The sequence below is a fragment of the Streptomyces hainanensis genome, assembly GCF_004348415.1.
Classification (GTDB): Bacteria; Actinomycetota; Actinomycetes; order Streptomycetales; family Streptomycetaceae; genus Streptomyces; species Streptomyces hainanensis.
Genome location: NZ_SMKI01000075.1, coordinates 1 through 21080, shown reverse-complemented (window position 1 = coordinate 21080; position 21080 = coordinate 1). Strand labels below are relative to the sequence as shown.

The following is a 21080-nucleotide window of genomic DNA, read 5'->3' as shown; positions in this document are numbered from 1 at the left end:
TGCCCACCCTAAGAGGCCCCTCGTTCTTTTGAGGAGGGCCCCGACACGGGTATCCCCCGGGCCCACCCGCGCTCGGCGCGATTTTCGCGCCCATGGCGAGCGCCCTGGCGCGCCGCCCCCGTGAGGGTGACACGAGACCTGTTGAATTTCCCCCTCGCGCCCGGCGACGCGCCCCCTACGCCGACAGAACAGCGGTCCAACCACCTGGTGACCTTGGTAACAGGTCGTCACATCCCCTGTGGACCATGCAGAAACGTACTGTCGGGCACGTCCGGGCGACCGGCGGCACACACTCCGGGCCGGGCCTAACATCAGGTCGCCATGACAGCAGCGAAGCATCAGGTGAGCCGGTCATCCGGTCGCCGGACAACCAGGCGGGCCGGTATCCGGGAGGTCGCCGCGGCCGCCGGTGTCTCGATCACGACTGTCTCCGACGCCCTCAACGGGAAGGGCCGGCTGCCCGAGGTCACCCGCCGCCATGTCCGCACGGTGGCCGACCGCCTCGGCTACCGGCCGTCCGCCGCGGCCCGCACCCTGCGCACCGGGAAGTCGGGGCTGATCGGGCTCACGGTCACCACCTACGGCGAAGAACCGTTCACCTTCACCGAGTTCGCCTACTTCGCCGAGATGGTGCGGGCCGCCACCTCGGCCGCGCTCGCCCGCGGCTACGCGCTGGTCATCCTGCCCGCCGCCTCCCAGCACCGGGACTTCGACGTCTGGTCCAACGTCGCCCTCGACGGCACCGTCGTCATCGACCCGTCCGACCACGACCCGGTGGTCAGCGAGCTGGTCAGGCAGGGCATCCCGGTGGTCTCCGACGGTCGGCCGGGCGGCAGCCTGCCCGTCACCGCCTGGGTGGACAACGACCACGAGGCCGCCGTCGTCGACCTGCTCGACCACCTTTCCGCCGCCGGCGCCCGCCGGATCGGCCTGCTCACCGGCACCAGCACCGACACCTACACCCGGCTCTCGACCACCGCCTATCTCCAGTGGTGCGAGCGCAACGGCCAGGAACCGGTCTACGAGGCGTACCCGGCGCACGACCCCTGTGCCGGCGCCGTCGCCGCCGACCGGCTGCTGGCCAGGTCCGACCGACCGGACGCCGTCTACGGCCTCTTCGACCCCAACGGCACCGACCTGCTCGCCGCCGCCCGCCGCTACGGGATGCGGGTCCCCGAGGACCTGCTGATCATCTGCTGCAGCGAGTCCAGCGTCTACGCGTCGACCGAGCCGCCGGTCACCACCCTCTCGCTCAAGCCGGGCCGGATCGGCACGACCGTGATCCAGCTGCTCATCGACGCCATCGAGGGCGCCGCCGGGCGCGCCCCCACGGCCGCCCCCGCCCAGGAGGCGACCCATCGTGTGATGCCGACCGAGCTGATCGTCCGCACCTCGTCCCAACGTCCGGCCATCCCGCACCCCTCCTCACGCACGTCGCAGCGCCCGCCCAGACGTCAGCTCCAGGTCCCCGCCAGCCGCGTGGGCACCGTCACGGTGACGGCCCCGCGCACACCCCCTGCCGCTGACCAGTAGATTCCGATAGACAGGTGTGTCCCAACCGGGCACCTGGATTCCTATGATGGGCGAACGGCACCGGGACCTGGCCTGCCAGGCGGGCCCTGCAGGCGGTGGAGACGGCGCGGAGTGGTGGAGGGGTCGATGACTCAGGGGGCCGGCCAGGCACCAGAGGAGTGGCACGGTACGGACCAGCCCGAGGGTCCGGACCCGGCGGGCGGTCCGGAGGACGAGCTCTACACGCCGACCCTGCCCGACATCCCCGTGGTGGAGGGGGCGGGGCCGCTGTACGTGGTCGGCGACGTCCACGGCTATCTCGACGAGCTGCGCGCCGCGTTGCGCGAGGCCGGCCTCACGGACGACGCGGACAACTGGGCCGCGGGCAACGCCCGGCTGTGGTTCCTCGGCGACTTCACCGACCGCGGGCCGGACGGCGTGGGCGTGCTCGACCTGGTGATGCGGCTCTCCGCCGAGGCGGCGGCGGTCGGCGGCTACTGCAAGGCGCTGCTCGGCAACCACGAGCTGCTGCTGATCGGCGCCAGCCGGTTCGGCGACACCCCGGTGGAATCGGCCGCCGGCACCGCCTCGTTCCAGGCCGCCTGGCTGCTGAACGGCGGTCAGCGCACGGACATGGAGCGGCTGCAGGACCACCATGTGCAGTGGATGTCCCGGCTCGACTCGATGGCCCTGGCGGACGGGCACCTGCTGCTGCACTCGGACACCACGGCCTACCTCGACTACGGCGGCACCGTCGACGACGTCAACGACGCGATCTGGCAGGCCCTCCAGCGCAACAGCGTCGAGGAGACCTGGGAGTTGTTCCGGAAGTTCACCAAGCGGTTCGCCTTCCGCGACGAGGACGGGCCGCAGGCCGTGCGGGAGTTGCTCGACACGTACGGCGGCAAGCGGGTGGTGCACGGCCACAGCCCGATTCCGTATCTGACGGGCGAGGGCATCGGGGGCGCGGACGCGGAGTCGGGGGGCGCGGAGGACGAGGAGAGCACGCCGGGCGTGCGCGGTCCGCACGTATACGCGGACTCGCTCGCCATCGCGATGGACGGTGGGGTGACCATGGCCGGCAAGCTGCTGGTCGCGCGGCTGCCATTGCCCGAGTAACGTCGCGGAACTGTTTCCCACGGTTTCACCGAGCGTCGTCTCGCGTGCTCGGCGGCGTAGCCGGGCAGGGGAGAACTGTCAGGGTAAGCGGCTCGATTGTTTTGGCGAATTCGACAATTCCCTGTCACCACGGCCGGATGCGCTCTACCATCGGGGTCCGCTCACCAGCTCGCTGCCCGTGAGGCCCTGGGGACGCATATGAACAGCGCAGACGGATTGCCGCCGGAGGATCAGGCCGATTTCGAGCGAATCCTCGACGAGGCGCTGCGGTCTGCCCGTTTGGCGGCCGACGCCGACCGGTTCGAGATCGAGCGGCTGCGGTCGATGGCGATGGACGCCCTGCCGGAGATCGCCGCGGCCGCGGACGAGGAGTACCGACAGCTGGTCAGGCTCCGGGCGGAGCTCGATGACCCCGGCGCCCCCACGTCGGGCGCCGGACAGGGCGGTCCACGCCAGGAGGAACGTTCCGCCGGGGTCGGCCTGCTGGCCGTCGTCACCACGCTGGTACCGGTGCTGGCCGCGGTGGCCGCCGTGGTGTTCCTGCTGCTGGGCTACGCGCTGCGGCTGGCCGAGCCCGAGCCGGGCATCGCGGAGCGGATGCGGGGCGTCGGCTGGGTGTTCGCGGCGGTGGCCGGACTGGGACTCGTGGTGGCGCTCGGCGGCCTGGTGGTCGCCGCGACGCGGAACAGCGCCTCCACGGCGATCCGGGCCTCGGCGCCGGCGGAGGAGCTGGCGCGCGCCCGCGACGAGTGGCGGCGCGCGTTGCACGACCGGGGCGTGGTGCCGTTCGTGCGCCGGGCGGGCGGTCGGCACCATCCGCGGGGGCGCACGCCCCGGTTGCGGTTCTCCAGCCCGGACTTCTCCAGCCCCGACTTCTCCAGCTCGGCGGGCGTCGCGCCGCGGCCCCGCCCGCGCTACGGCAATCCGCGGTTCTCCGGCCCCGAGTTCGGCAGCCCGGCGTTCACCAGCCCGGCCGACGGCGACGACGAGGTCATCGATCCGCGGTTCTCGAGGCCCGACTTCTCCGGGCCCGACTTCTCGGGTCCCGACTTCGACAGCCCGGACTTCTCCAGCCCGGCGGAGCGCGACGACGAGCCGGCGGACCGGGGCTACGGCAGCCCGGACTTCTCCAGCCCGGACTTCGGCAGCCCCGACTTCACGAGCCCGGCCCGCGACGACGACGACGAGCCCCCCGGCCGCCCCGGCTACGCGAGCCCGGACTTCGGCGGCCCCGCCGACCAGGACGACAAGCGGTCCTGACCGGCGGGCCGGGCGCCGGGAAGTGCGCCGGAAGTGCGCAGGGGAGTACGTCGGGGAAGGCGCTACGGGAGGAACTGCTCGATCACCCGGGCCACGCCGTCCTCGTCGTTGGAGAGCGTGTGGTGCGGCGTCGCCGCCAGCACCGCCGGGTGCGCGTTGGCCATCGCGTAGGCCGTGCCGGCCCAGCTCAGCATGGCCAGGTCGTTGGGCATGTCGCCGAACGCCACCACCTCGTCGGGGCCGACGCCGAGCTCCCGGCAACGGCCCGCCAGCGTGCTGGCCTTGCTCACACCCGGCGCGCTGATCTCGAGCAGCGCGTTCGGGTTCGACCTGGTGAACTCCCCGTGTGCGCCCGCCACCGCCTTCCCAAGTGCCAGGAACGCGTCCGGGTCGAGGTGGTCGTGGAGCGCCAGCAGCTTGAGCACCGGCTGGCCGGCGAACGTCGGGTCGTCGGCCAGCAGCGTCTCGGCGGGCGCCACCCGCGCCGAGGAGCCGGGGAGCGACGGCCCGTACCCCGGCTCGTGGTGGAATCCGCCGGAGCGCTCCACGGCGAACGACACCCCGGGCGCGGCCGCGCGCAGCGCGCGGACGATGGCCAGCCCGTCCCGTGCGGAGAGCGGGCGGGCGGCCACCAGTTCGCCGCCGCGGCGCAGGTCGACGACGGCGGCGCCGTTGCCGCAGATGGCCAGGCCGTGGCCGTGCACGTGGTCGCTGACCGGGCCCATCCAGCGGGCCGGTCGGCCGGTGACGAAGAGGACGTGGATGCCGGCCGCCTCGGCGGCGGCCAGCGCGGCGACGGTGCGCGGCGAGACGGTCTTGTCGTCGCGCAGCAGTGTGCCGTCGAGGTCGGTGGCGATCAGACGGGGACGGAGGCCGTGGGGGACGGTGGGTACCGTGCCTACGGCGTGCAGGGGAGCGGGCGAGGGTGTGGGCACAGTCCACCAGCATATGCAGGCACATCCGTGCGGCGGCTCACTCGGATGTGCTCCGTGCCGCCCCGGCCCCGAACCTGTCGGGAAGCGGCGCAAGCCTGGCGGGAAAGGGCCTACGCTGCTGCCCATGGCTGTCTCGTCGGCGCACCCCCTGCGGCTGTCCACCGTGATCCTGCCCGTCTTCCGATGGTCGGCGGAGGGCCGGCGGATCTGGCAGCACGCCGAGCAGCTCGGGTTCCACACCGCCTACACCTATGATCACCTCTCCTGGCGCAGCTTCCGCGACCGGCCCTGGTTCGGCGCGATACCCACGCTGACCGCCGCGGCCGCCGCCACCGAGCGGCTGCGCCTCGGCACGCTGGTCACCTCGCCCAACTTCCGGCACCCGGTCACCCTGGCCAAGGAACTGATCACGCTGGACGACGTGTCCGACGGGCGGGTCACCCTCGGCGTCGGCGCCGGCGGCACCGGATTCGACGCCACCGCGCTGGGCAACGAGGCGTGGGCGCCCCGGGAGCGGGCCGACCGGTTCGCCGAGTTCGTCCGGCTGCTCGACCTGCTGCTCAGCGAGGGCGGCACCGGCGGCGTCTCCTACCAGGGCGACTTCTACGCGGCGCACGAGGTCCGCAACGTGCCCGGCTGCGTCCAGCGCCCCCGGCTGCCCTTCGCGGTGGCCGCCACCGGCCCGCGCGGGATGCGGCTCGCCGCCCGGCACGGCCAGGCGTGGGTGACCACGGGCGATCCGCGGTCCGCGGGTGGCACGGCGGCCGGGTTCTACCGGGCGCTCGGGCGCCAGGTCGACCGCCTGGAGGGCGTCTGCGAGGAGGTCGGGCGGGAGCCGGCGACGCTCGGCCGGGTGTTGCTCGACACCAGCGCCTTCGCCCCGCACGGCGTCTCGCCGCTGGCCTCGGCCGACGCCTTCGCCGAGTACGCCGGCACCTGCGCCGAAATGGGCTTCACCGAGCTGGTGCTGCACTGGCCGGTGCCGGACTCGGTGTTCGCCACCGACCCCGCGGTCTTCGAGCGGGTCGTCACCCAGGTCACCGTCCCCTAGGGGGTCGCCGGGGCGGCCCGGGTGCCGAGTAGGGGAAACCCGTGTCGAAACAGCTACCAAAGAGGGACGCGCGGTCTCGCCCGGGGGCACTAGCGTCTTACCCGTGAGCGTGAGTACGAGTACGGGAGCTGGCCTGACGAGCGGGGTCGGGGCGAGCGTCATCAACACCACGGCCCTGACCAAGCGGTATCCCCGCGTCACCGCACTGGACGGGCTGACGATGGACATAGGTCCAGGCGTCACCGGCCTCGTCGGGGCGAACGGCGCGGGCAAGTCCACCCTGATCAAGATCCTGCTGGGCCTCGCCCCGGCCACCGAGGGCACGGCCCGGGTGCTCGGGCACGACTCGGCGGCGGAGGGCACGGCCATCCGCGAGCAGGTCGGCTACATGCCGGAGCACGACTGCCTGCCGCCGGACGTCTCGGCCACCGAGTTCGTGGTGCACATGGGCCGGATGTCGGGGCTGCCACCCACCGCGGCCCGCGAGCGCACGGCGGACACGCTGCGCCACGTCGGGCTCTACGAGGAGCGGTACCGGCCCATGGGCGGCTACTCCACGGGCATGAAACAGCGGGTCAAGCTCGCCCAGGCGCTGGTGCACGACCCCCGCCTGGTGCTGCTCGACGAGCCGACCAACGGCCTCGACCCGGCCGGCCGGGACGACATGCTGGGCCTGATCCGCCGCATCCACACCGACTTCGGCATCTCGGTCCTGGTCACCTCGCACCTGCTCGGCGAGCTGGAGCGCACCAGCGACCACATCGTCGTCATCGACGGCGGCCGGCTGCTCCGCTCCCAGACCACGGCCAGCTTCACCGAGGCCACCGCCTCGCTGGCCGTCGAGGTCACCGACTCCGACACCCACCCGGACGGCGCCGCCGCGCTGCGCGCCGCACTGGCCGGCCGCGGCGTCGAGGCCACCCCGGCCCCCGGCCAACTGCTGGTGGTCGAGACCGCGGACGAGGCGGTCTACGACACCGTGCGGGACGCCGTGGCCGAGCTCGGCCTCGGCCTGGTGCGCATGGAGCAGCGCCGCCACCGCATCGCCGAGGTCTTCCAGGAGGCACAGCCGTGACCCCGCCCACCGCGCAGGACGCGCGGATCCACAACATCGGCTACCGCCGTTACGAGGGCGAGCGGCTCGGCGCCGGCTACGCGCGGCTCTCCCTGTTCGTCCACTCGCTGCGCGGCGGCTTCGGCCTCGGCCGGTCGGCCCGTTCCAAGGTGCTGCCCTTCGGCCTGTTCGCGATCATGTGCTTCCCCGCGGTGGTGATGGTCGCCGTCGCGGTGATGACCGGGCTCGACGAGATGCCCATCGAGTACCAGGGCTACGGCCTGGCGATGCAGCCGATCCTCAGCCTCTACATCGCGCTGGCCGCGCCCCAGATGGTCTCCCTCGACCTGCGCTTCCGCACCATTCCGCTCTACTTCTCGCGGCCCATGTCCCCGGCGGACTACGTGCGGGCCAAGTTCGCCGCGCTCTCCGCCGCGATCTTCCTGTTCGTCGCGATCCCGCTCACCATCGCCTACGCCGGCGGGCTGCTCGCCGAGCTCGGCTTCGCCGACCAGACGAGCGGCTATCTGCGCGGCCTGGTGGCGGCCGCGGTCCTCGCCGTCACGCACGCCGGCGTGGCCCTGGTGGTCGCCTCCCGCACCCCCCGCCGGGGCTTCGGCGTGGCCGCCATCATCGCGGTGCTCACCGTCCCCTACTTCGCGGTCACCGCGGTGCAGGCCATCGCCAACGAGCAGGGCGGGAGCGACGCCATCGGCTGGCTCGGGCTCTTCTCGCCCACCACCCTGATGGACGGCCTGCAGTCCGCGTTCCTCGGTGGCACGAGCGGCTTCCCGGGCGAGGCGGGCCCCTCCACCGGGGCCGGCGTCGGCTATCTCCTCGTCACCGTGGGCCTCGTCGCGCTCTGCCACGTGCTCCTGGTCCGTCGCTACCGGAAGGCGGGTCTGTAGCCCATGACCACCATCCACATCGCCAAGACCTCCCGCTGGTTCGGGAACGTGGTCGCGGTCAACGACATCAGCATGGACATCAGCCCCGGCATCACCGGCCTCCTCGGGCCGAACGGCGCCGGCAAGTCCACCCTGATCCACATGATGAGCGGCTTCCTCGCGCCCTCGGCCGGCGCCGTCACCCTGGACGACCAGCCGATCTGGCGCAACCCCGAGGCGTACCGACGGATCGGCCTGGTGCCCGAGCGCGAGGGTATGTACGACTACCTCACCGGAGGCGAGTTCGTGCTGGCCAACGCCGAACTCCACGGCCTGCCCGACCCGGGGGCCGCGGCCCACGCCGCCCTGGAGACGGTGGAGATGACGGCCGCCGCCGACCGCCGCGTCTCCACCTACAGCAAGGGCATGCGGCAGCGCGTCAAGATGGCCTCCGCGCTGGTCCACCAGCCGTCGGTGCTCCTGCTCGACGAGCCGTTCAACGGCATGGACCCGCGCCAGCGCATGCACCTGATGGAGCTGCTGCGCACGATGGGCGAGGAGGGGCGCACCGTGCTCTTCTCCTCGCACATCCTGGAGGAGGTCGAGCAGCTGGCCGCCCACATCGAGGTCGTCGTGGCCGGCCGGCACGCGGCCTCCGGCGACTTCCGGCGGATCCGCCGGCTGATGACGGACCGTCCGCTGCGCTATCTGATCCGGTCGAGCGACGACCGGGCACTGGCCGCCGCGCTGATAGCGGACCCGTCCACCAGCGGCATCGAGTTCGACACCGCGGAGAACGCGCTGCGGGTGCAGGCGGTGGACTTCCTCCGCTTCACCACCCGGCTTCCGCTGCTCGCTCGCGAACAGGGCGTCCGGCTGTTCACCGTCTCCCCCTCGGATGAGTCGCTCGAGAGCGTCTTCTCCTATCTGGTCAGCGCGTAAGGAGCCCGATCGCGATGTACAACCCGACCGTCGCCCGGCTCACCTACCGGGCCCTGCTCGGCCGCCGCCGCGCGTTGATCCTGGGCGCCCTGCCGGCGCTGCTGATCGTCATCGCCGTCGCCGTGCGGCTGCTCAACGGCGCGGACGACCACGCCGCCACCGAGATCCTCGGCGGCTTCGCACTGGCCTCGATGGTGCCGCTGGTCGGCGTGATCGCCGGCACCGGCGCCATCGCCCCGGAGATCGACGACGGCTCGATCGTCTACCTGCTCTCCAAGCCGCTCGACCGGCGCACCATCATCACCACCAAGCTGCTGGTCGCCATCGGCGTCACACTGGCCTTCACCACGCTGCCGATCCTGTTGGCCGGCTTCATCCTCAACGGCAACAGCCAGGTCATCGCGGGGGCCTTCGCGGTGGCGGCGGCCGTCGCCTCCATCGCCTACAGCGCGGTGTTCCTGCTGCTCGGCACCGTCTCACGGAACGCGGTGGTGTTCGGCCTGGTCTACGCGCTGGTCTGGGAGGCGCTGTTCGGCAGCCTGGTGCCGGGGGCGCGGGCGCTGAGCATCCAGCAGTGGTCGCTGGCCATCGCCGAGCGGATAGCCGGTCCCGGCGCCGACATCACGTCGGAGGTCTCGCTGCCCGCCGCGTTGATCCTGCTCCTCGTGGCCACGGGGCTCGGCACCTGGTACGCGGCGCGGCGGCTCGGTTCGCTCACCCTCGCCGGCGAGCGCTGAGCGGTCGGGCGGCGGCCCTCCGGGCTCGGAAAACCGGAGGCGGGCCGCCGCCCGACGCGGCATCCTCGAAGCCACATGGACGACCGACAGCTCAAGAAGTTCTCGAAGTACCTCTCCCGCCACCTCCGCCACGACCCCGGCCGGATCGGCCTGGTCCTCGACGAGGGCGGCTGGGCCGACATCGACGCGTTGCTGGCCGCCTGCCGGCGGGCCGGGGTCCGGATCGGCCGGGAGCAGCTGGCCGAGGTGGTGGAGCGGAACGACAAGCGCCGCTTCGCCGTCGACCCGACCGGCAGCCGGATCCGGGCCAGTCAGGGGCACTCGATCCGGGTGGACCTCGGCCTCGCGCCGGTGGTGCCGCCGGCCTGGCTCTTCCACGGCACGGTGGCCGGCAGCCTCGGCGGCATCCGGGCCGAGGGGCTGCGCCCGATGAGCCGCCAGCACGTCCACCTGTCGCCCGATCGGGAGACCGCCGCCCGCGTCGGCGCCAGGTGGGGCCGGCCGGTCGTCCTCTCGGTCGACGCGGGGGCGATGCACACCGCCGGCCACCCGTTCTGGCGCAGCGACAACGGCGTCTGGCTCACGGCCGCGGTGCCGGCGGGCTTCGTCCGCTTCCCGGGCTGAGCCCGCGGCGGCCCGGTTTCCGGGCCCCGGCGGGTCAGCCGACGGCCGGCTGTCCGAGCAGCGGTTCGAGGACCAGGGCGATCCCGTCCTCGTCGTTGCCCGCGGTGATCTCGTCCGCCATCGCCCGGACGTCCGGGTGCGCCCCCGCCATGGCCACGCTGCGCGCCGCCCAGGCGAACATCGGCAGGTCGTTGGGCATGTCCCCGAAGGCGATGGTCTCCGAGCCCCTCACCCCGAGCCGGCGCGCGGCGAGCGACAGCCCCGTCGCCTTGGTCAGGCCGAGCGGCAGCATCTCCACCAGCAGCTCGCCGGAGACGACGATGCCCACCGCGTCGCCCAACAGGTCGAGCGCCGTGGCGGCCAACTCGTCGTCGCTCATCGTCGGATGGTGCACGTACATCTTGATCACCGGCTCCGCGAACAGCTCCTCGCGCGTCCCGGCACGCTCGGGGCGCGGGTTGCCCTCGCCGCTGGCGCCGTAGGTGCTGCCCACCGTCTCGTGGAAGCCGGCCTCCATCACCACCCGGCCGTCGAGGCCGTCCCGGTTGGCGGCGATGTGGAGCGGCCCGAGTGACTCCTCGAGCCGGGCCACGGCGGCCCTGGCCAGCTGCCGGTCCAGGGTGACGGAGGTCAGCAGCCGGTGCTCCCCCGCGTGGTAGAGCTGTGCGCCCTGGCCGCAGACCGCCAGGCCCTCGTAGCCCAGGTCGTCGAGGATGTGCCGGGTCCAGGCGACGCTGCGGCCGGTGACCACGATGTGTTCGGCCCCGGCCGCCCGCGCGGCGGCGAGCGCCGCGCGGGTCCGCCGGGAAATCGTTTCGTCGCTCCGCAGCAGGGTGCCGTCGAGGTCGGTCGCGACCAACCGGTACGGGAAGGTGGCCGGCTCGGTCACCGCCCGCCCCTGGCGGGCTTGGCGACCGGCTCGAGCAGCTCGCGCCCGCCCAGGTAGGGCCGCAGGACCTCGGGCACCCGGACCGAACCGTCGCCCTGCTGGTGGTTCTCCAGCAGCGCGACGATGGTGCGCGGCACCGCGCACAGCGTGCCGTTGAGCGTGGCCAGCGGGCGCGGTCCGGCGTCCTTGGTGCGCATCCGGATGCCGAGCCGGCGGGCCTGGAACTCGGTGCAGTTGGAGGACGAGGTCAGCTCGCGGTACTTGCCCTGGGTCGGGATCCACGCCTCGCAGTCGAACTTCCGGGAGGCGGAGGCGCCCAGGTCGCCGCTGGCCACGTCGATCACCCGGAACGGCAGCCCGAGCGAGGTGAGCCACTGCTTCTCCCACTCCAGCAGCCTGGTGAGTTCGGCCTCGGCGTCCTCGGGCGCCACGTAGGAGAACATCTCCACCTTGTCGAACTGGTGCACCCGGAAGATGCCCCGGGTGTCCTTGCCGTACGAGCCGGCCTCGCGGCGGAAGCACGGCGAGAAGCCGGCGTAGCGGCGCGGCAGTTCGCCGGCGTCCAGGATCTCGTCCATGTGGTAGGCGGCGAGCGGGACCTCGGAGGTGCCGACCAGGTAGAAGTCGTCCTTCTCCAGGTGGTACACGTCCTGCGCGGCCTGGCCGAGGAAGCCGGTGCCCTCCATGGCGCGCGGCTTCACCAGGGCCGGGGTGAGCATCGGGACGAAGCCGGCGGCGGTCGCCTGGCCGATCGCCGCGTTGACCAGGGCGAGTTCGAGCAGGGCGCCCACGCCGGTCAGGTAGTAGAAGCGGGAGCCCGAGACCTTGGCGCCGCGCTCGGTGTCGATGGCGCCCAGCGTCTGGCCGAGCTCCAGGTGGTCCTTCGGCTCGAAGCCCTCGGCCGCGAAGTCGCGGATGGTGCCGTGCGTCTCGCGGACCACGAAGTCGTCCTCGCCGCCGACCGGCACGTCGGGGTGGACGAGGTTCCCGATCCCCAGCAGCAGGGTCTGGGCCTCGGCCGCGGCCTCGTCGCGCTCGGCGTCGGCGGCCTTGACCGCCGCGGCGAGTTCGCCGGCGCGGGCCAGCAGCGCGGCCCGCTCGTCGCCGGTGGCCTTGGGGATCAGCTTGCCGAGCTGGCGCTGCTCGGCCCGCAGCTCGTCGAAGCGGGCACTGGACGACCTGCGCCGCTCGTCGGCGGAGAGCAGGGAGTCGACGAGGTCGACGTCCTCTCCACGGGCGCGCTGGGATGCGCGCACTCGGTCCGGGTCCTCGCGAAGCAGCCGAAGGTCAATCACGGCACCAGGCTACCGGGGCGGCCCGGGGGGCCGAATCCGAATTCCCCCGCGGCCGCACCATGGGCGAGATGTACGCTTTGGCTGATTTGCCGTGAATTTCGTGGAAAGTGAGCCTGGGGGAATCCACAGGTCAGCGGGTTGTCCACCGGGTTATCCACAGGGCCCGCCAGGTCCCTGTGGATAACTTTGTGGATTCTCGGCCCCCCTTGGTGCGGGCCGTAGAATTCCCCACTCAAACCCGGCTCACACTCTCTTACGAGGGAAATCGAAGAGAATTGCCTCACTCGCCGGGGGGATGCCGATCGCTTTGGGTGACGAAAACGGATTCGCCACCCTGTGGACGAGTTAGCGCCTAGTGGGGCGATATGTCGACGATGTCCGAGTTGGTCATGTCGACTTATGCACAGGCACGGAGGGTGTCCTGTGGATAACTCGTGGATAACTTCCCGGGCACTCCGAGGACACGCGGGATTCAGCGATCCGTCGCCGTCCGGCCGGTCTCGTCCGGGCGCCCGTCCAGGCAGCGGGTCAGCCAGTCGGCCGCCGCCAGGAAGTCCTCGTCGGTCGTGCCGGAGCGCACCGCGGGTTCCACGTGGTCGGCGCGCGGATACGAACCGAGGTAGCGCACGTCCGAGCACAGCCGCCTGAGCCCCATCAGCGCCTCGCCCACCCGCCGGTCCGAGACGTGGCCCTCGCAGTCCACCGAGAAGCAGTACTGCCCGATCCCCTTGCCGGTGGGCCGCGACTCGATCCGCGTCAGGTTCACGCCGCGGGCCGCGTACTCCTGGAGCACGTCGAGCAGCGCGCCCGGGTGGTCGGCGCGCAGCCACAGCACCACCGAGGTCTTGTCCGCGCCGGTCCGCGCGGCCGGCCGGGCGGGCCGGCCCACCAGCACGAAACGGGTGGTGGCGTTGTGCGCGTCGTGGATGTCGGTGACCAGCGGCTCGAGCCCGTAGATCGCGGCCGCGAACTCGCCCGCGAACGCCGCGTCGTACCGCCCCTCCTGCACCAGCCGGGCGCCGTCCGCGTTGGACGCCGCCGACTCCCACTGCGCGTCGGGCAGGAAACGCTTCAGCCAGTCCCGCACCTGCGGCTGGGCGACCGGATGCCCGGTGACCGTCTTGATGGACTCGATGGCCGTGCCCGGCCTGACCAGCAGCGCGAACGCGATCGGCAGCAGCACCTCGCGGTAGATCATCAGCGGCTGGCCGGACGCCAGCTCGTCCACCGTGGCCAGCACGCCGCCCTCCACCGAGTTCTCGATGGGCACCAGCGCGCCCGCCGCCTCACCGGACCGCACCGCGTCCAGGGCCGCCGGCACGGAGATCATCGGTACCAGCTCGCGGGTGGCCGCCTCCGGCAGGGTGCGGAGCGCGGCTTCGGTGAAGGTGCCCTCGGGGCCGAGGTAGGTGTAGCGGCTCGCTGCTGTCATGACGCCACGGTAGCCGCGGCGGGCGGGCCGCCGCGTCTCGGTATCAGCCTTCGAGCAGCCGCTGGCCCACGTACTCGCCCTCCGCCGCCCCGCCGGGGACCGCGAACAGCGCGCTCGCCTCGTGCCTGACGAACTCCGAGAGCGCGTCACCCCGGTCCAGCTTGCGCTGCACCGGGACGAAGCCGCGCAGCGGGTCCGCCTGCCAGCACACGAACAGCAGCCCGGCGTCCGGGCCGCCGTCGCCCCGGAAGCCGTCGTGGAAGGAGAAGGGGCGGCGCAGCATCGCGGCTCCGCCGTTGGTCTCCGGCGCGCTCACCCGTACGTGTGCGTTGGCGCCGATGACGGGGCGGCCGTCGTCGTCGACGGCTTCCAGGTCGACGGGGGTGGTCTCCTCGCCGCCGGTGAGCGGGGCGCCGTCGGACTTGCGGCGCCCGATCACCCGCTCCTGCTCGCCCACCGTCCGCCGCTCCCAGTCGTCCAGCAGCATCCGGATCCGGCGGACGACGGCGTAGGAGCCGCCGGCCATCCAGGCCGGGTCGCCGTCGGCCGGGACGAAGACCCGCTCGTCGAAGTCGTCGTCGGCCGGCCCGGGGTTGTTGGTGCCGTCGACCTGGCCCATCAGGTTGCGGTTGGTCATGGGCCGGGCGGTCGCGCCGGGGCTCCGGTTGAAGCCGGTCATCTGCCACCGGACGGCGGCGGTGCCGGCGGCGGCGCGCTGGAGGGCGCGGAGCGCGCCGAAAGCGACGAGGGCGTCGTCGGCGCCGATCTGGAGCCAGAGGTCGCCGTCCGAGCGGTCGGGGTCGAGGGCGTCGTTCGAGAACGCGGGGAGCGGGTCGAGCGCGGTGGGGCGGGCGTCGACGAGGTCGGTGGCGTCGAAGAAGCCGTGCCCGAGCCCGATGGTGACGGTGAGGGAGGACGGGCCGGCGTCGCGGGCGACGGAGGTGTCGTCGTCCGGCGCCTCGCCGGCCATCAGCCGGGCGGCCAGCCCGGACCAGCCGCGGAGCAGTTCGACGGCCTGGCGGCGTCCGGCGCCGGGGGCGAGGTCGAGGGCGACGAGATGGCCGTGGGTCTGCGCCGGGGTGGTGATCCCCGGCTGGTGGGTGCCGTGGAAGGCGACGGTGGTGCTGCCGAGGCTGGTGAGGGCCGGGGCGCCCCGCGTCGTCGTGGCGGCGTGCGCGAGCGCGCCGCCCGCGGTGCCGAGGGCGAGGCCGGCGGCGCCCGCGGTGCCGGCGGTGGTGAGCAGGCGGCGGCGGGAGATCTCAGTCATGGTCTACCACTGGTTGTCACTGTGCGTTGCTATTCTGTGGCGGTGTCGTTACTCTTGGTGATTACGGGATGGTGAAGGAGGTGGTCTCGGTGGTCTGGTCGATGTCCGAGGTGCGGATGGTCAGGGCCAGGTCCCAGCTGCCGGGGCGCGGTAGTTGGAGATCGGTCACGGTCCAGTGGCCCACGTCCACGTGCAGGGTCTCGTAGCGGAGCGGGCCGAGGTCCTCGGCGGGCAGGGTGAGGGCGACCCGGATCTCCTCGGCGTTGGTGGGCCGGCCGTTGGGGTCGGTGAGGCGGATGTGCAGGGTGTTGTCACCGGTGGCGGCCGGTGAGATGTCGAGTCGGGCGTCGCCCCGGCCGGCCTCGCCGCCGGTGTCGTAGGGAAGGGAGAGCGACAGGGGGTCGCCGGCGGAGCGGTCCTGGTCCCCACCGCCGGCGGCGGAATCGGCGGCCGCGGCCTCGGCGGCGGCGGTGTGGGCCGGGGGCGTGGCGGTGAGGGCGGTGGTCACGCCGAGCAGCACGGCGGCGATGGCGGCCTCGGCGAGCACGGAGCGCCGCAGCGCGGCCCGGTGCGGGTCGGCCCCACGGGCCCGTTCGCGGGACCGGAGGCGGGCCGTGCGGTCGATGGCGGCGCGCTGCCTGGCCAACTGCCTGGCCCGGGCCGGGGCCACGCCCTCGCCACCGACGGCCACGGTCTCGGGCGCCGCGTCGTCGGTCGGCTCGCCGGGCCGGCTGGCCGGCGCGTCGGCCAGCCGGTGGGTCCACCGCCGGGAGACGGAGGCGACCACGAGCAGCGTGGCGATCAGGGCGACCTTCAGCAGCAGCAGACGACCGTAGGAGGTGTCGGTGAGCGCGGTCCAGGAGAGGCCCACCTGCCGCCACGACTGGTAGAGCCCGGTGGCGGCGAGCGCGGCGACGCTGCCCGTGGCGAGCGCGGAGTAGCGGCGCACGGCGGCCCCGGGCGGCGTGTCAGGGGCGTCGTGGAGGATGGCCAGCAGGGTGACGAGGCCGCCGAGCCAGGCGGCGACCGCCAGCAGGTGGACGACGTCGGCGGGGATGGCCACGGCCGTCTGCCGGCCGGTGGCGGCGTGCTCGGCCGTGGCCCAGGTGGCCGCGAGGCCGACGGCGAGGATGGCGCCGCCGATGCCGAGGCCGAAGGTGACGTCGCGCAGCCGGGCCCGGCCGTCCTCGACGGCCTCGTCCCGGTCCCCGTCGTTCCCGTCGTTCCCGTCGTCCTTGCCGTCCGCGTCCCGCGCCGCGGCCGCCTCCTGGGCGGCGCGCAGCCGGGCGTGGGCGCCGTAGAGCAGCGCGATGAACAGCCCGGCGGCGCCCGCCAGCAGCAGGCGGGTCACGAGGGCGCTGCCGGTCCTGGTGCCCACGACGTCGCGCAGCCCGGCCAGGTCGAAGGCGTCGGCGAGTTCGCCGGAGCCGGTGTAGGGGGTGCGCAGGCAGAGCAGGGCCAGGGTGGCGCCGGTGAGGATGGTCCAGCCGGCGAGCGTGACGCGTTGCACGGCCCGGCGGGTGGCGGCCGCCGGCCAGCACACCAGCACGAAGACACAGGAGCCGACGAGAAGGAGGAAGCCGGTGTAGGCGGCGTAGCGTCCGGCGTCGTAGAGCAGCCCGACGAGCCCGTCGTCGCCCGCCGTGGTCACGGCGTCCGCGTCGACCGCGGTCTCGGACGGGGCGCCGATCGAGAAGGTGAAGGCGCCGGAGATGGGGTGGCTGTCGGTGGAGACCACCTGCCAGGCCACGGTGTAGGTGCCGTCGGCGAGGCCGGGGCGCAGCGCCACGGCGTGGTCGCGCCCCGAACCAGTGGGCCCGCCCGCGTCGGCGCGGTCGCCGTCCGGATCGAGGACCCGGATGCCGTCCGCGCCGAGCGAGACGCCCTCGGTGAAGGTGAGCGTGACCTCGTCGGGCGCCGTGGCGACCACCGCCCCGTCCTCCGGGGTGCTGGTGTCGAGCGCCGCGTGCGCCGCGGCCGGGCCGGCGCCGGCGAGCAGGCCGGCGAGCGCCGCGGCCGTGGCCAGGGCGCCGAGCAGCAGCGTGACAAGAGGACGGGGAAGGGCGGTCATGGCGCGCATGGCTGAGGTGTCACTCCCCGGTGTAGGTGGCTGATCTGACCGGCACGTCGAGGGTGATCGGATCCGAGGTCTCGAAGCGCAGTTCGAGGCTCACGGTCTCGCCTTCGACGAGTCGGCGGGAGAGGTCGAGCAGCATCACGTGGTTGCCGCCGCGGTCGAGGTGCAGCTCGCCGTCGGCGGGCACGGGTAGCGAGTCGACCTGGCGCATGGCGTTGTCCACGGTCTCGTGGATCTCGACCGTGCCGGCCGCCTCGCTGGTCACCGACACCAGGGTGTCGTCCGCGTCGCCGGTGTTCTCGACGGTGAGGAAGGCGCCGGCGACGTCCTGACCCGGCGGCTCGGGTATGTAGGCTCCGCTCGCCCGCAGTTCGGGCGTCGCCTCGCCGCCCGAGCAGGCGGCGAGGCCGAGCGTCAGCGCGCCGGCGAGCAGCGCCGCGGCCCGGCGTCTCACGGCAGCTCCCCCTCGATCAGGCCCGGCAGGTCGCGGGCGAAGGTGTCGCTCGTGACGCCCTCGGTGTAGACGACGTGCGCCTGGTCGTCGGTGGGCAGGAAGGCGATCACCTGGGTGCCGTGGGTGGAGACGATGTCGCCGTTCTCGTCCTCGGTCGACGGCTCGATGTGCACGCCGAGCGAGCGCGCTGCCTCCTGGATGGTGGCGAAGTCGCCGGTCAGGCCGGTGAAGTCGGGGCCCTGGGCCTGGAGCCAGGGGCCGAGCGACCCCGGGGTGTCCCGGTCGGGGTCGGTCGTCACGAACACGACGTCCAGCTGGGCCCGTTGCTCGTCGGTCAGCCCGGCGCTCGCGATGCCGATGTTGCTCATGGTGAGAGGGCAGATGTCCGGGCAGTGGGTGTACCCGAAGTAGAGCAGGACGGCACGCCCCGCGGTGCGCTCGACGAAGTCGTACTCCTCGCCTTCGGTGTCCGTGAGCACCAGCTCCGGCTTGGCGAAGGGGGTGTCGACGACGGTGCCCTCGTCCGGGGCGTGCTCGCCGTGGACCTCGGCCGCGGCCGAGTCGTCGCCGTCGCCCCCCGAGGCGTCGCCGCCGCAGGCGGCCAGGGTGAGCGCGGCGCCGAGGGCCACGACGGTGGTGCTGATTCTGCGCAGGTGCATCGCGTGTTCCTGGTGTGGTGATCGTGGCGCGCGGGGCGGACGGTGTGCTCCGCCCCGCGCGGTCCCACGGTGGGTGGGGAAGGGGTCGGGAGGGGTCAGGAGGCGGCGGTGCCGTCGCCGCCGCCGGTGCGGCGGCGCCCGGCGAGGACGCCGAAGGCCACACCGGCGACGCCGACCGCGATGCCCACGCCGGCCAGCACGCGCGCCGTGGTGTCGGCGGTCGCCTCGTCGGACCCGTCGCCGGCGGCCTCCTCCACCGCGTCGTGCGCCGCCTCGTCCGAGGCCGCCGCGTCGGCGCCCTCGGCGGCCTCGGCGCCGTGGTGGCCGCCGGTGCCGGGCGCCAGGCTCAGGACCGGGGCCGGGCTCTCGGGCTCGGAGCCGTCCTCGGTCGGCTCCTCGATCCAGCGCGAGACCTCGCCGTCGTCGTAGGTCTGGACGGCCTTGAACACCAGCTGGTCGACGTCCTCGGGCAGCGGTCCCACGGAGATCGGGAACTGCTGGAAGGTGCCGGGCTCGATCTCGCCCCCGGACCAGACGATGGTGGTCGGCGCCTCGGTGACCTGGCTGCCGTGCATCTCGATCGGCTCGTCGAGCTCCGCCGTCTGGACCTCGACGTCCCAGCCGGGCACCGGCTGCGGCAGCACCGAGGCGAGCGGGTGCTCGGGGTCGAGATGGACCTCGAGCCGGGTGGTCGAGGCGGTGTCGCTCTCGTTCGGCACCCGGAGGTTGAGGACGGCGTAGCCGCCCTGCTCCGCCTCGCTGGGGTCGATGCTGACATGGGCCTGGGCGGCGGGTGCGGCGATCGTCAGGACGACGGCCGCGGTGATCGCCGAGCAAGCGGCCACGCGCGTGCGCTTCATTGGGGGCACTCCACGGTGAGGTGTCGCGTCAGTGGGACGCGTACGGGTGGGAAGGGAGACGGGTGGTGCGGGTGCGGGCGCGCTGCGGTCGGCGCGCGGCGAGGGCGCACCCGGTGCCCGGTTCCTTCCGGGGAGTGCGTCAGGCCGCGAGGGCGAGTTCCGCCGCGCCGCGCGGCGGCGGGCCGCGTCTGGTCAGCGCGTGCGGGAGCACGATGCCGGCGACGGCCGGAGCCGGCCGTCGCGCGGGGTGCGGCCGCCGTCGCGCGGGCGGCAGGAACGGCGCGCCGGCGCACAGCAGCCTGGCCAGGCGCAGAGCGCGCCTGAGCGCCGGCGCGAGCGCGTCGAGCGCGATCGGGAACATGGGGTCGGCATCGCCGGGTCGAGCGAGGCGGAGCAGTCGCCACACCGCCCGCTCGCCCTGCCGCAGCAGCCAGCCGGCCGCGACGGCGGCCAGCAGATGGCCGAGGAGCATGGGCCCGGACGGCAGCCAGTCGTGCGCCGCCGTCGTGGTTCCGCCGTCCGGTGCGAGGCCGGCGGCGGAGACGATCCGCGCGGCCCTCGCCTCGGTGAGGGCCATGATCTGGTCGTTGCAGAGCAGCCGCCTGGCCTGCTCGATCGTGCCAACCGGGTGGCCACCGCCGGACGCGCCGCCGTGTCCCGTGCCGTGCTGGCCCAGGCTGTAGAGGGCGTGCAGGGCGAGTTGACCGGCCCCCAGGGCGGCGGCGAAAGCGGGTGTCGAGCGGCGTTCGCGGCCGGCAAGCGGCACGGCGAGCGCGAAGGCGGCGAGCCAGCCGGTGACCAGCGCCCACGCGGGCACCCCGGGCCCGCCGGCCGAGAGGTGACCGGCGGCGGCCAGCGTGGCGCAGGCCGCGGCGAAGACCGCGGCTCGCAGCAGTCGCAGATCGGCTCCGGCACGCATGGCGGCGTCATCATCTCACCGGCCTCGCACCGGCCATGGCTCGGGGCCGGAAATCTCGCACGCGAGTACGTACCTTCACTCGTGCCGAGGTGTAGGTATATCGATGCTTGTGTCCTGATACATCCGCCGAACGGGGGGTGTTGGGTCGGCCACGCGCTTACCTCCCGGGCCGGTAGGCAATACCTACAGATATGTCGAGCCGCGGCCAGGAGGCTGGAACATGAGCATCTGGTGGTCTCTCCAACTGCGCCGAGAGGCGGCCAGCGTCCCGCTGGCCCGGCGCCTGCTGATCGGCGCGATGGAGTCGGCCGGGGTGGACGCCGACATCTCCCACGAACTCTCGGTCGCCCTCACCGAGGCGTGCGCCAACGCCGTCCAGCACGGCGGCGGCCGCTCCCAGGTCTTCCAGGTGACCGCCTCCATGCTCGGGGACACGTGCCGCATCGAGGTCACCGACGGCGGCCCCGGCTTTCCCGAGGGCGCCGCCATCCCCTTCACCGAGCCGCCCGAGCTCCTGCCCTGCGGGCGCGGCCTGCGGCTCATCGAGGCCCTCTCCGACCGGGTGCGCATCGGCAACCAGCCGGGCAGCGGTGGGGCCGTCGTCACCTTCGACAAGACCCTCAAGTGGCGCGAGGGCGCCGCGCTGCTCCAGGCGTCCTGACGGCCCCTTGCCCGTGGCCTGGGATTTCTCCGGGTTTTTACTTCTCGGCTCTTTACATCCGACCCGGTACCGTGGCCCTCTGAGGGGGATGCATCAGGACGTTCCCTCTGGAGGTGGAACCCAATGGGTCAGATAGGGGCAAGGGAGCTCGTGCTCCTCGCCATCATCGTGTTGCTGGTCTTCGGCGCCAGGCGGCTGCCGGACATCGCGCGCTCCCTCGGCAAGTCGGCGCGCATCCTCAAGAGCGAGACGGCCGCCATGAAGGCCGAGAGCGCCGCCGCCAACCCGTCCGCCTCGCCCAACCCGTCGGCCTCGGCCAACCCGTCGGCCTCGGCGGAGCCGGTCGCCTCGGACCCGCGCACCATCAAGGCCGGCCCGATCGACGTCAGCACGGCGCGCCCTGTCCAGGAGCCCGACACCGCAGCCCGCGGCTGAGCAGCCCGCCC

Annotated in this window: 21 protein-coding genes; 11 read left to right on the top strand and 10 right to left on the bottom strand. The window is 73.4% G+C overall.

The window, feature by feature from the left end; all coding sequences use genetic code 11:
• Positions 1-321 precede the first annotated feature (321 nt).
• The 3 genes from E1283_RS09690 (at position 322) to E1283_RS09680 (ending at position 3891) form a co-directional block, all read left to right on the top strand.
• Positions 322-1533, top strand: coding sequence for a LacI family DNA-binding transcriptional regulator (locus tag E1283_RS09690; protein ID WP_132817529.1), 1212 nt, complete (start codon positions 322-324; stop codon positions 1531-1533).
• A 126-nt stretch (positions 1534-1659) separates the two neighbouring features.
• The gene (locus E1283_RS09685; RefSeq protein ID WP_425086148.1) at positions 1660-2631 is read left to right on the top strand and encodes a metallophosphoesterase; all 972 of its coding nucleotides are present in this window, start codon (positions 1660-1662) and stop codon (positions 2629-2631) included.
• Between the two features lie 198 nt (positions 2632-2829).
• Positions 2830-3891, top strand: a complete 1062-nt coding sequence (locus tag E1283_RS09680) for a hypothetical protein (RefSeq protein ID WP_132817527.1) — start codon at positions 2830-2832, stop codon at positions 3889-3891.
• 62 nt (positions 3892-3953) lie between these two features.
• On the opposite strand, the gene E1283_RS09675 is transcribed toward E1283_RS09680, so the two are convergent.
• The gene (locus E1283_RS09675; RefSeq protein ID WP_243744720.1) at positions 3954-4802 is read right to left on the bottom strand and encodes a Cof-type HAD-IIB family hydrolase; all 849 of its coding nucleotides are present in this window, start codon (positions 4800-4802) and stop codon (positions 3954-3956) included.
• A 148-nt stretch (positions 4803-4950) separates the two neighbouring features.
• Between E1283_RS09675 and E1283_RS09670 the strand changes: the two genes are divergently transcribed.
• The 6 genes from E1283_RS09670 to E1283_RS09645 all read left to right on the top strand — a co-directional run bounded on the left by E1283_RS09670 (position 4951) and on the right by E1283_RS09645 (position 10121).
• Positions 4951-5877, top strand: a complete 927-nt coding sequence (locus E1283_RS09670) for an LLM class flavin-dependent oxidoreductase (protein ID WP_132817525.1) — start codon at positions 4951-4953, stop codon at positions 5875-5877.
• Positions 5878-5980: 103 nt separating this feature from the next.
• Complete coding sequence (locus E1283_RS09665) at positions 5981-6952, top strand: ABC transporter ATP-binding protein (RefSeq protein WP_243744719.1); 972 nt, start codon at positions 5981-5983, stop codon at positions 6950-6952.
• Positions 6949-7839 carry an ABC transporter permease subunit gene (locus E1283_RS09660; RefSeq protein ID WP_132817524.1) on the top strand — a complete coding sequence of 297 codons (891 nt, stop codon included), beginning with the start codon at positions 6949-6951 and terminating at the stop codon, positions 7837-7839. Before E1283_RS09665 ends, E1283_RS09660 begins: the two co-directional genes overlap by 4 nt.
• A 3-nt stretch (positions 7840-7842) precedes the next feature.
• Positions 7843-8760: an ABC transporter ATP-binding protein gene (locus E1283_RS09655; RefSeq protein ID WP_132817523.1), complete on the top strand. Its 918-nt coding sequence runs from the start codon at positions 7843-7845 to the stop codon at positions 8758-8760.
• Between the two features lie 14 nt (positions 8761-8774).
• Positions 8775-9497 carry an ABC transporter permease gene (locus tag E1283_RS09650; protein ID WP_132817522.1) on the top strand — a complete coding sequence of 241 codons (723 nt, stop codon included), beginning with the start codon at positions 8775-8777 and terminating at the stop codon, positions 9495-9497.
• A gap of 75 nt (positions 9498-9572) precedes the next feature.
• Positions 9573-10121 carry an RNA 2'-phosphotransferase gene (locus E1283_RS09645; RefSeq protein ID WP_132817521.1) on the top strand — a complete coding sequence of 183 codons (549 nt, stop codon included), beginning with the start codon at positions 9573-9575 and terminating at the stop codon, positions 10119-10121.
• A gap of 34 nt (positions 10122-10155) precedes the next feature.
• On the opposite strand, the gene E1283_RS09640 is transcribed toward E1283_RS09645, so the two are convergent.
• From E1283_RS09640 to E1283_RS09600, 9 genes are all read right to left on the bottom strand, one after another.
• Positions 10156-11010 carry an HAD family hydrolase gene (locus E1283_RS09640; protein WP_132817520.1) on the bottom strand — a complete coding sequence of 285 codons (855 nt, stop codon included), beginning with the start codon at positions 11008-11010 and terminating at the stop codon, positions 10156-10158.
• Complete coding sequence (serS, locus tag E1283_RS09635) at positions 11007-12305, bottom strand: serine--tRNA ligase (protein WP_132817519.1); 1299 nt, start codon at positions 12303-12305, stop codon at positions 11007-11009. Before serS ends, E1283_RS09640 begins: the two co-directional genes overlap by 4 nt.
• 472 nt (positions 12306-12777) lie before the next feature.
• Entirely contained in the window at positions 12778-13737 is a 960-nt protein-coding gene (gene pheA / locus E1283_RS09630) for a prephenate dehydratase (RefSeq protein ID WP_132817518.1), read from the bottom strand.
• A gap of 43 nt (positions 13738-13780) precedes the next feature.
• Entirely contained in the window at positions 13781-15004 is a 1224-nt protein-coding gene (gene efeB / locus E1283_RS09625) for an iron uptake transporter deferrochelatase/peroxidase subunit (RefSeq protein WP_132817517.1), read from the bottom strand.
• Between the two features lie 61 nt (positions 15005-15065).
• Positions 15066-17075 carry a copper resistance CopC/CopD family protein gene (locus E1283_RS39425; protein ID WP_279571246.1) on the bottom strand — a complete coding sequence of 670 codons (2010 nt, stop codon included), beginning with the start codon at positions 17073-17075 and terminating at the stop codon, positions 15066-15068.
• 19 nt (positions 17076-17094) lie between these two features.
• Positions 17095-17535 carry a copper chaperone PCu(A)C gene (locus tag E1283_RS09615; RefSeq protein WP_132817515.1) on the bottom strand — a complete coding sequence of 147 codons (441 nt, stop codon included), beginning with the start codon at positions 17533-17535 and terminating at the stop codon, positions 17095-17097.
• Entirely contained in the window at positions 17532-18194 is a 663-nt protein-coding gene (locus E1283_RS09610) for an SCO family protein (protein WP_132817514.1), read from the bottom strand. Before E1283_RS09610 ends, E1283_RS09615 begins: the two co-directional genes overlap by 4 nt.
• A gap of 95 nt (positions 18195-18289) precedes the next feature.
• Positions 18290-19054 carry a YcnI family copper-binding membrane protein gene (locus tag E1283_RS09605; RefSeq protein ID WP_132817513.1) on the bottom strand — a complete coding sequence of 255 codons (765 nt, stop codon included), beginning with the start codon at positions 19052-19054 and terminating at the stop codon, positions 18290-18292.
• Positions 19055-19193: 139 nt separating this feature from the next.
• On the bottom strand, positions 19194-19973 hold the full coding sequence (locus tag E1283_RS09600; protein ID WP_132817512.1) for a hypothetical protein: 780 nt from the start codon (positions 19971-19973) through the stop codon (positions 19194-19196).
• Between the two features lie 220 nt (positions 19974-20193).
• On the opposite strand from E1283_RS09600, the gene E1283_RS09595 reads away from it, so the two are divergent.
• Positions 20194-20634 carry an ATP-binding protein gene (locus tag E1283_RS09595; RefSeq protein WP_132817511.1) on the top strand — a complete coding sequence of 147 codons (441 nt, stop codon included), beginning with the start codon at positions 20194-20196 and terminating at the stop codon, positions 20632-20634.
• Positions 20635-20757: 123 nt separating this feature from the next.
• Positions 20758-21069: a Sec-independent protein translocase subunit TatA gene (gene tatA / locus E1283_RS09590; RefSeq protein WP_132817510.1), complete on the top strand. Its 312-nt coding sequence runs from the start codon at positions 20758-20760 to the stop codon at positions 21067-21069.
• Positions 21070-21080: the final 11 nt, after the last annotated feature.

What these genes read in the sequence shown, in the direction of transcription:
- E1283_RS09690 (WP_132817529.1), top strand. Translation starts at nt 322, where the DNA reads ATGACAGCAGCGAAGCATCAGGTGAGCCGGTCATCCGGTCGCCGGACA.
- E1283_RS09685 (WP_425086148.1), top strand. Translation starts at nt 1,660, where the DNA reads ATGACTCAGGGGGCCGGCCAGGCACCAGAGGAGTGGCACGGTACGGAC.
- E1283_RS09680 (WP_132817527.1), top strand. Translation starts at nt 2,830, where the DNA reads ATGAACAGCGCAGACGGATTGCCGCCGGAGGATCAGGCCGATTTCGAG.
- E1283_RS09670 (WP_132817525.1), top strand. Translation starts at nt 4,951, where the DNA reads ATGGCTGTCTCGTCGGCGCACCCCCTGCGGCTGTCCACCGTGATCCTG.
- E1283_RS09655 (WP_132817523.1), top strand. Translation starts at nt 7,843, where the DNA reads ATGACCACCATCCACATCGCCAAGACCTCCCGCTGGTTCGGGAACGTG.
- E1283_RS09650 (WP_132817522.1), top strand. Translation starts at nt 8,775, where the DNA reads ATGTACAACCCGACCGTCGCCCGGCTCACCTACCGGGCCCTGCTCGGC.
- E1283_RS09645 (WP_132817521.1), top strand. Translation starts at nt 9,573, where the DNA reads ATGGACGACCGACAGCTCAAGAAGTTCTCGAAGTACCTCTCCCGCCAC.
- pheA (WP_132817518.1), bottom strand. Translation starts at nt 13,737, where the DNA reads ATGACAGCAGCGAGCCGCTACACCTACCTCGGCCCCGAGGGCACCTTC.
- efeB (WP_132817517.1), bottom strand. Translation starts at nt 15,004, where the DNA reads ATGACTGAGATCTCCCGCCGCCGCCTGCTCACCACCGCCGGCACCGCG.
- E1283_RS39425 (WP_279571246.1), bottom strand. Translation starts at nt 17,075, where the DNA reads ATGACCGCCCTTCCCCGTCCTCTTGTCACGCTGCTGCTCGGCGCCCTG.
- E1283_RS09610 (WP_132817514.1), bottom strand. Translation starts at nt 18,194, where the DNA reads ATGCACCTGCGCAGAATCAGCACCACCGTCGTGGCCCTCGGCGCCGCG.
- E1283_RS09605 (WP_132817513.1), bottom strand. Translation starts at nt 19,054, where the DNA reads ATGAAGCGCACGCGCGTGGCCGCTTGCTCGGCGATCACCGCGGCCGTC.
- E1283_RS09600 (WP_132817512.1), bottom strand. Translation starts at nt 19,973, where the DNA reads ATGCGTGCCGGAGCCGATCTGCGACTGCTGCGAGCCGCGGTCTTCGCC.
- E1283_RS09595 (WP_132817511.1), top strand. Translation starts at nt 20,194, where the DNA reads ATGAGCATCTGGTGGTCTCTCCAACTGCGCCGAGAGGCGGCCAGCGTC.
- tatA (WP_132817510.1), top strand. Translation starts at nt 20,758, where the DNA reads ATGGGTCAGATAGGGGCAAGGGAGCTCGTGCTCCTCGCCATCATCGTG.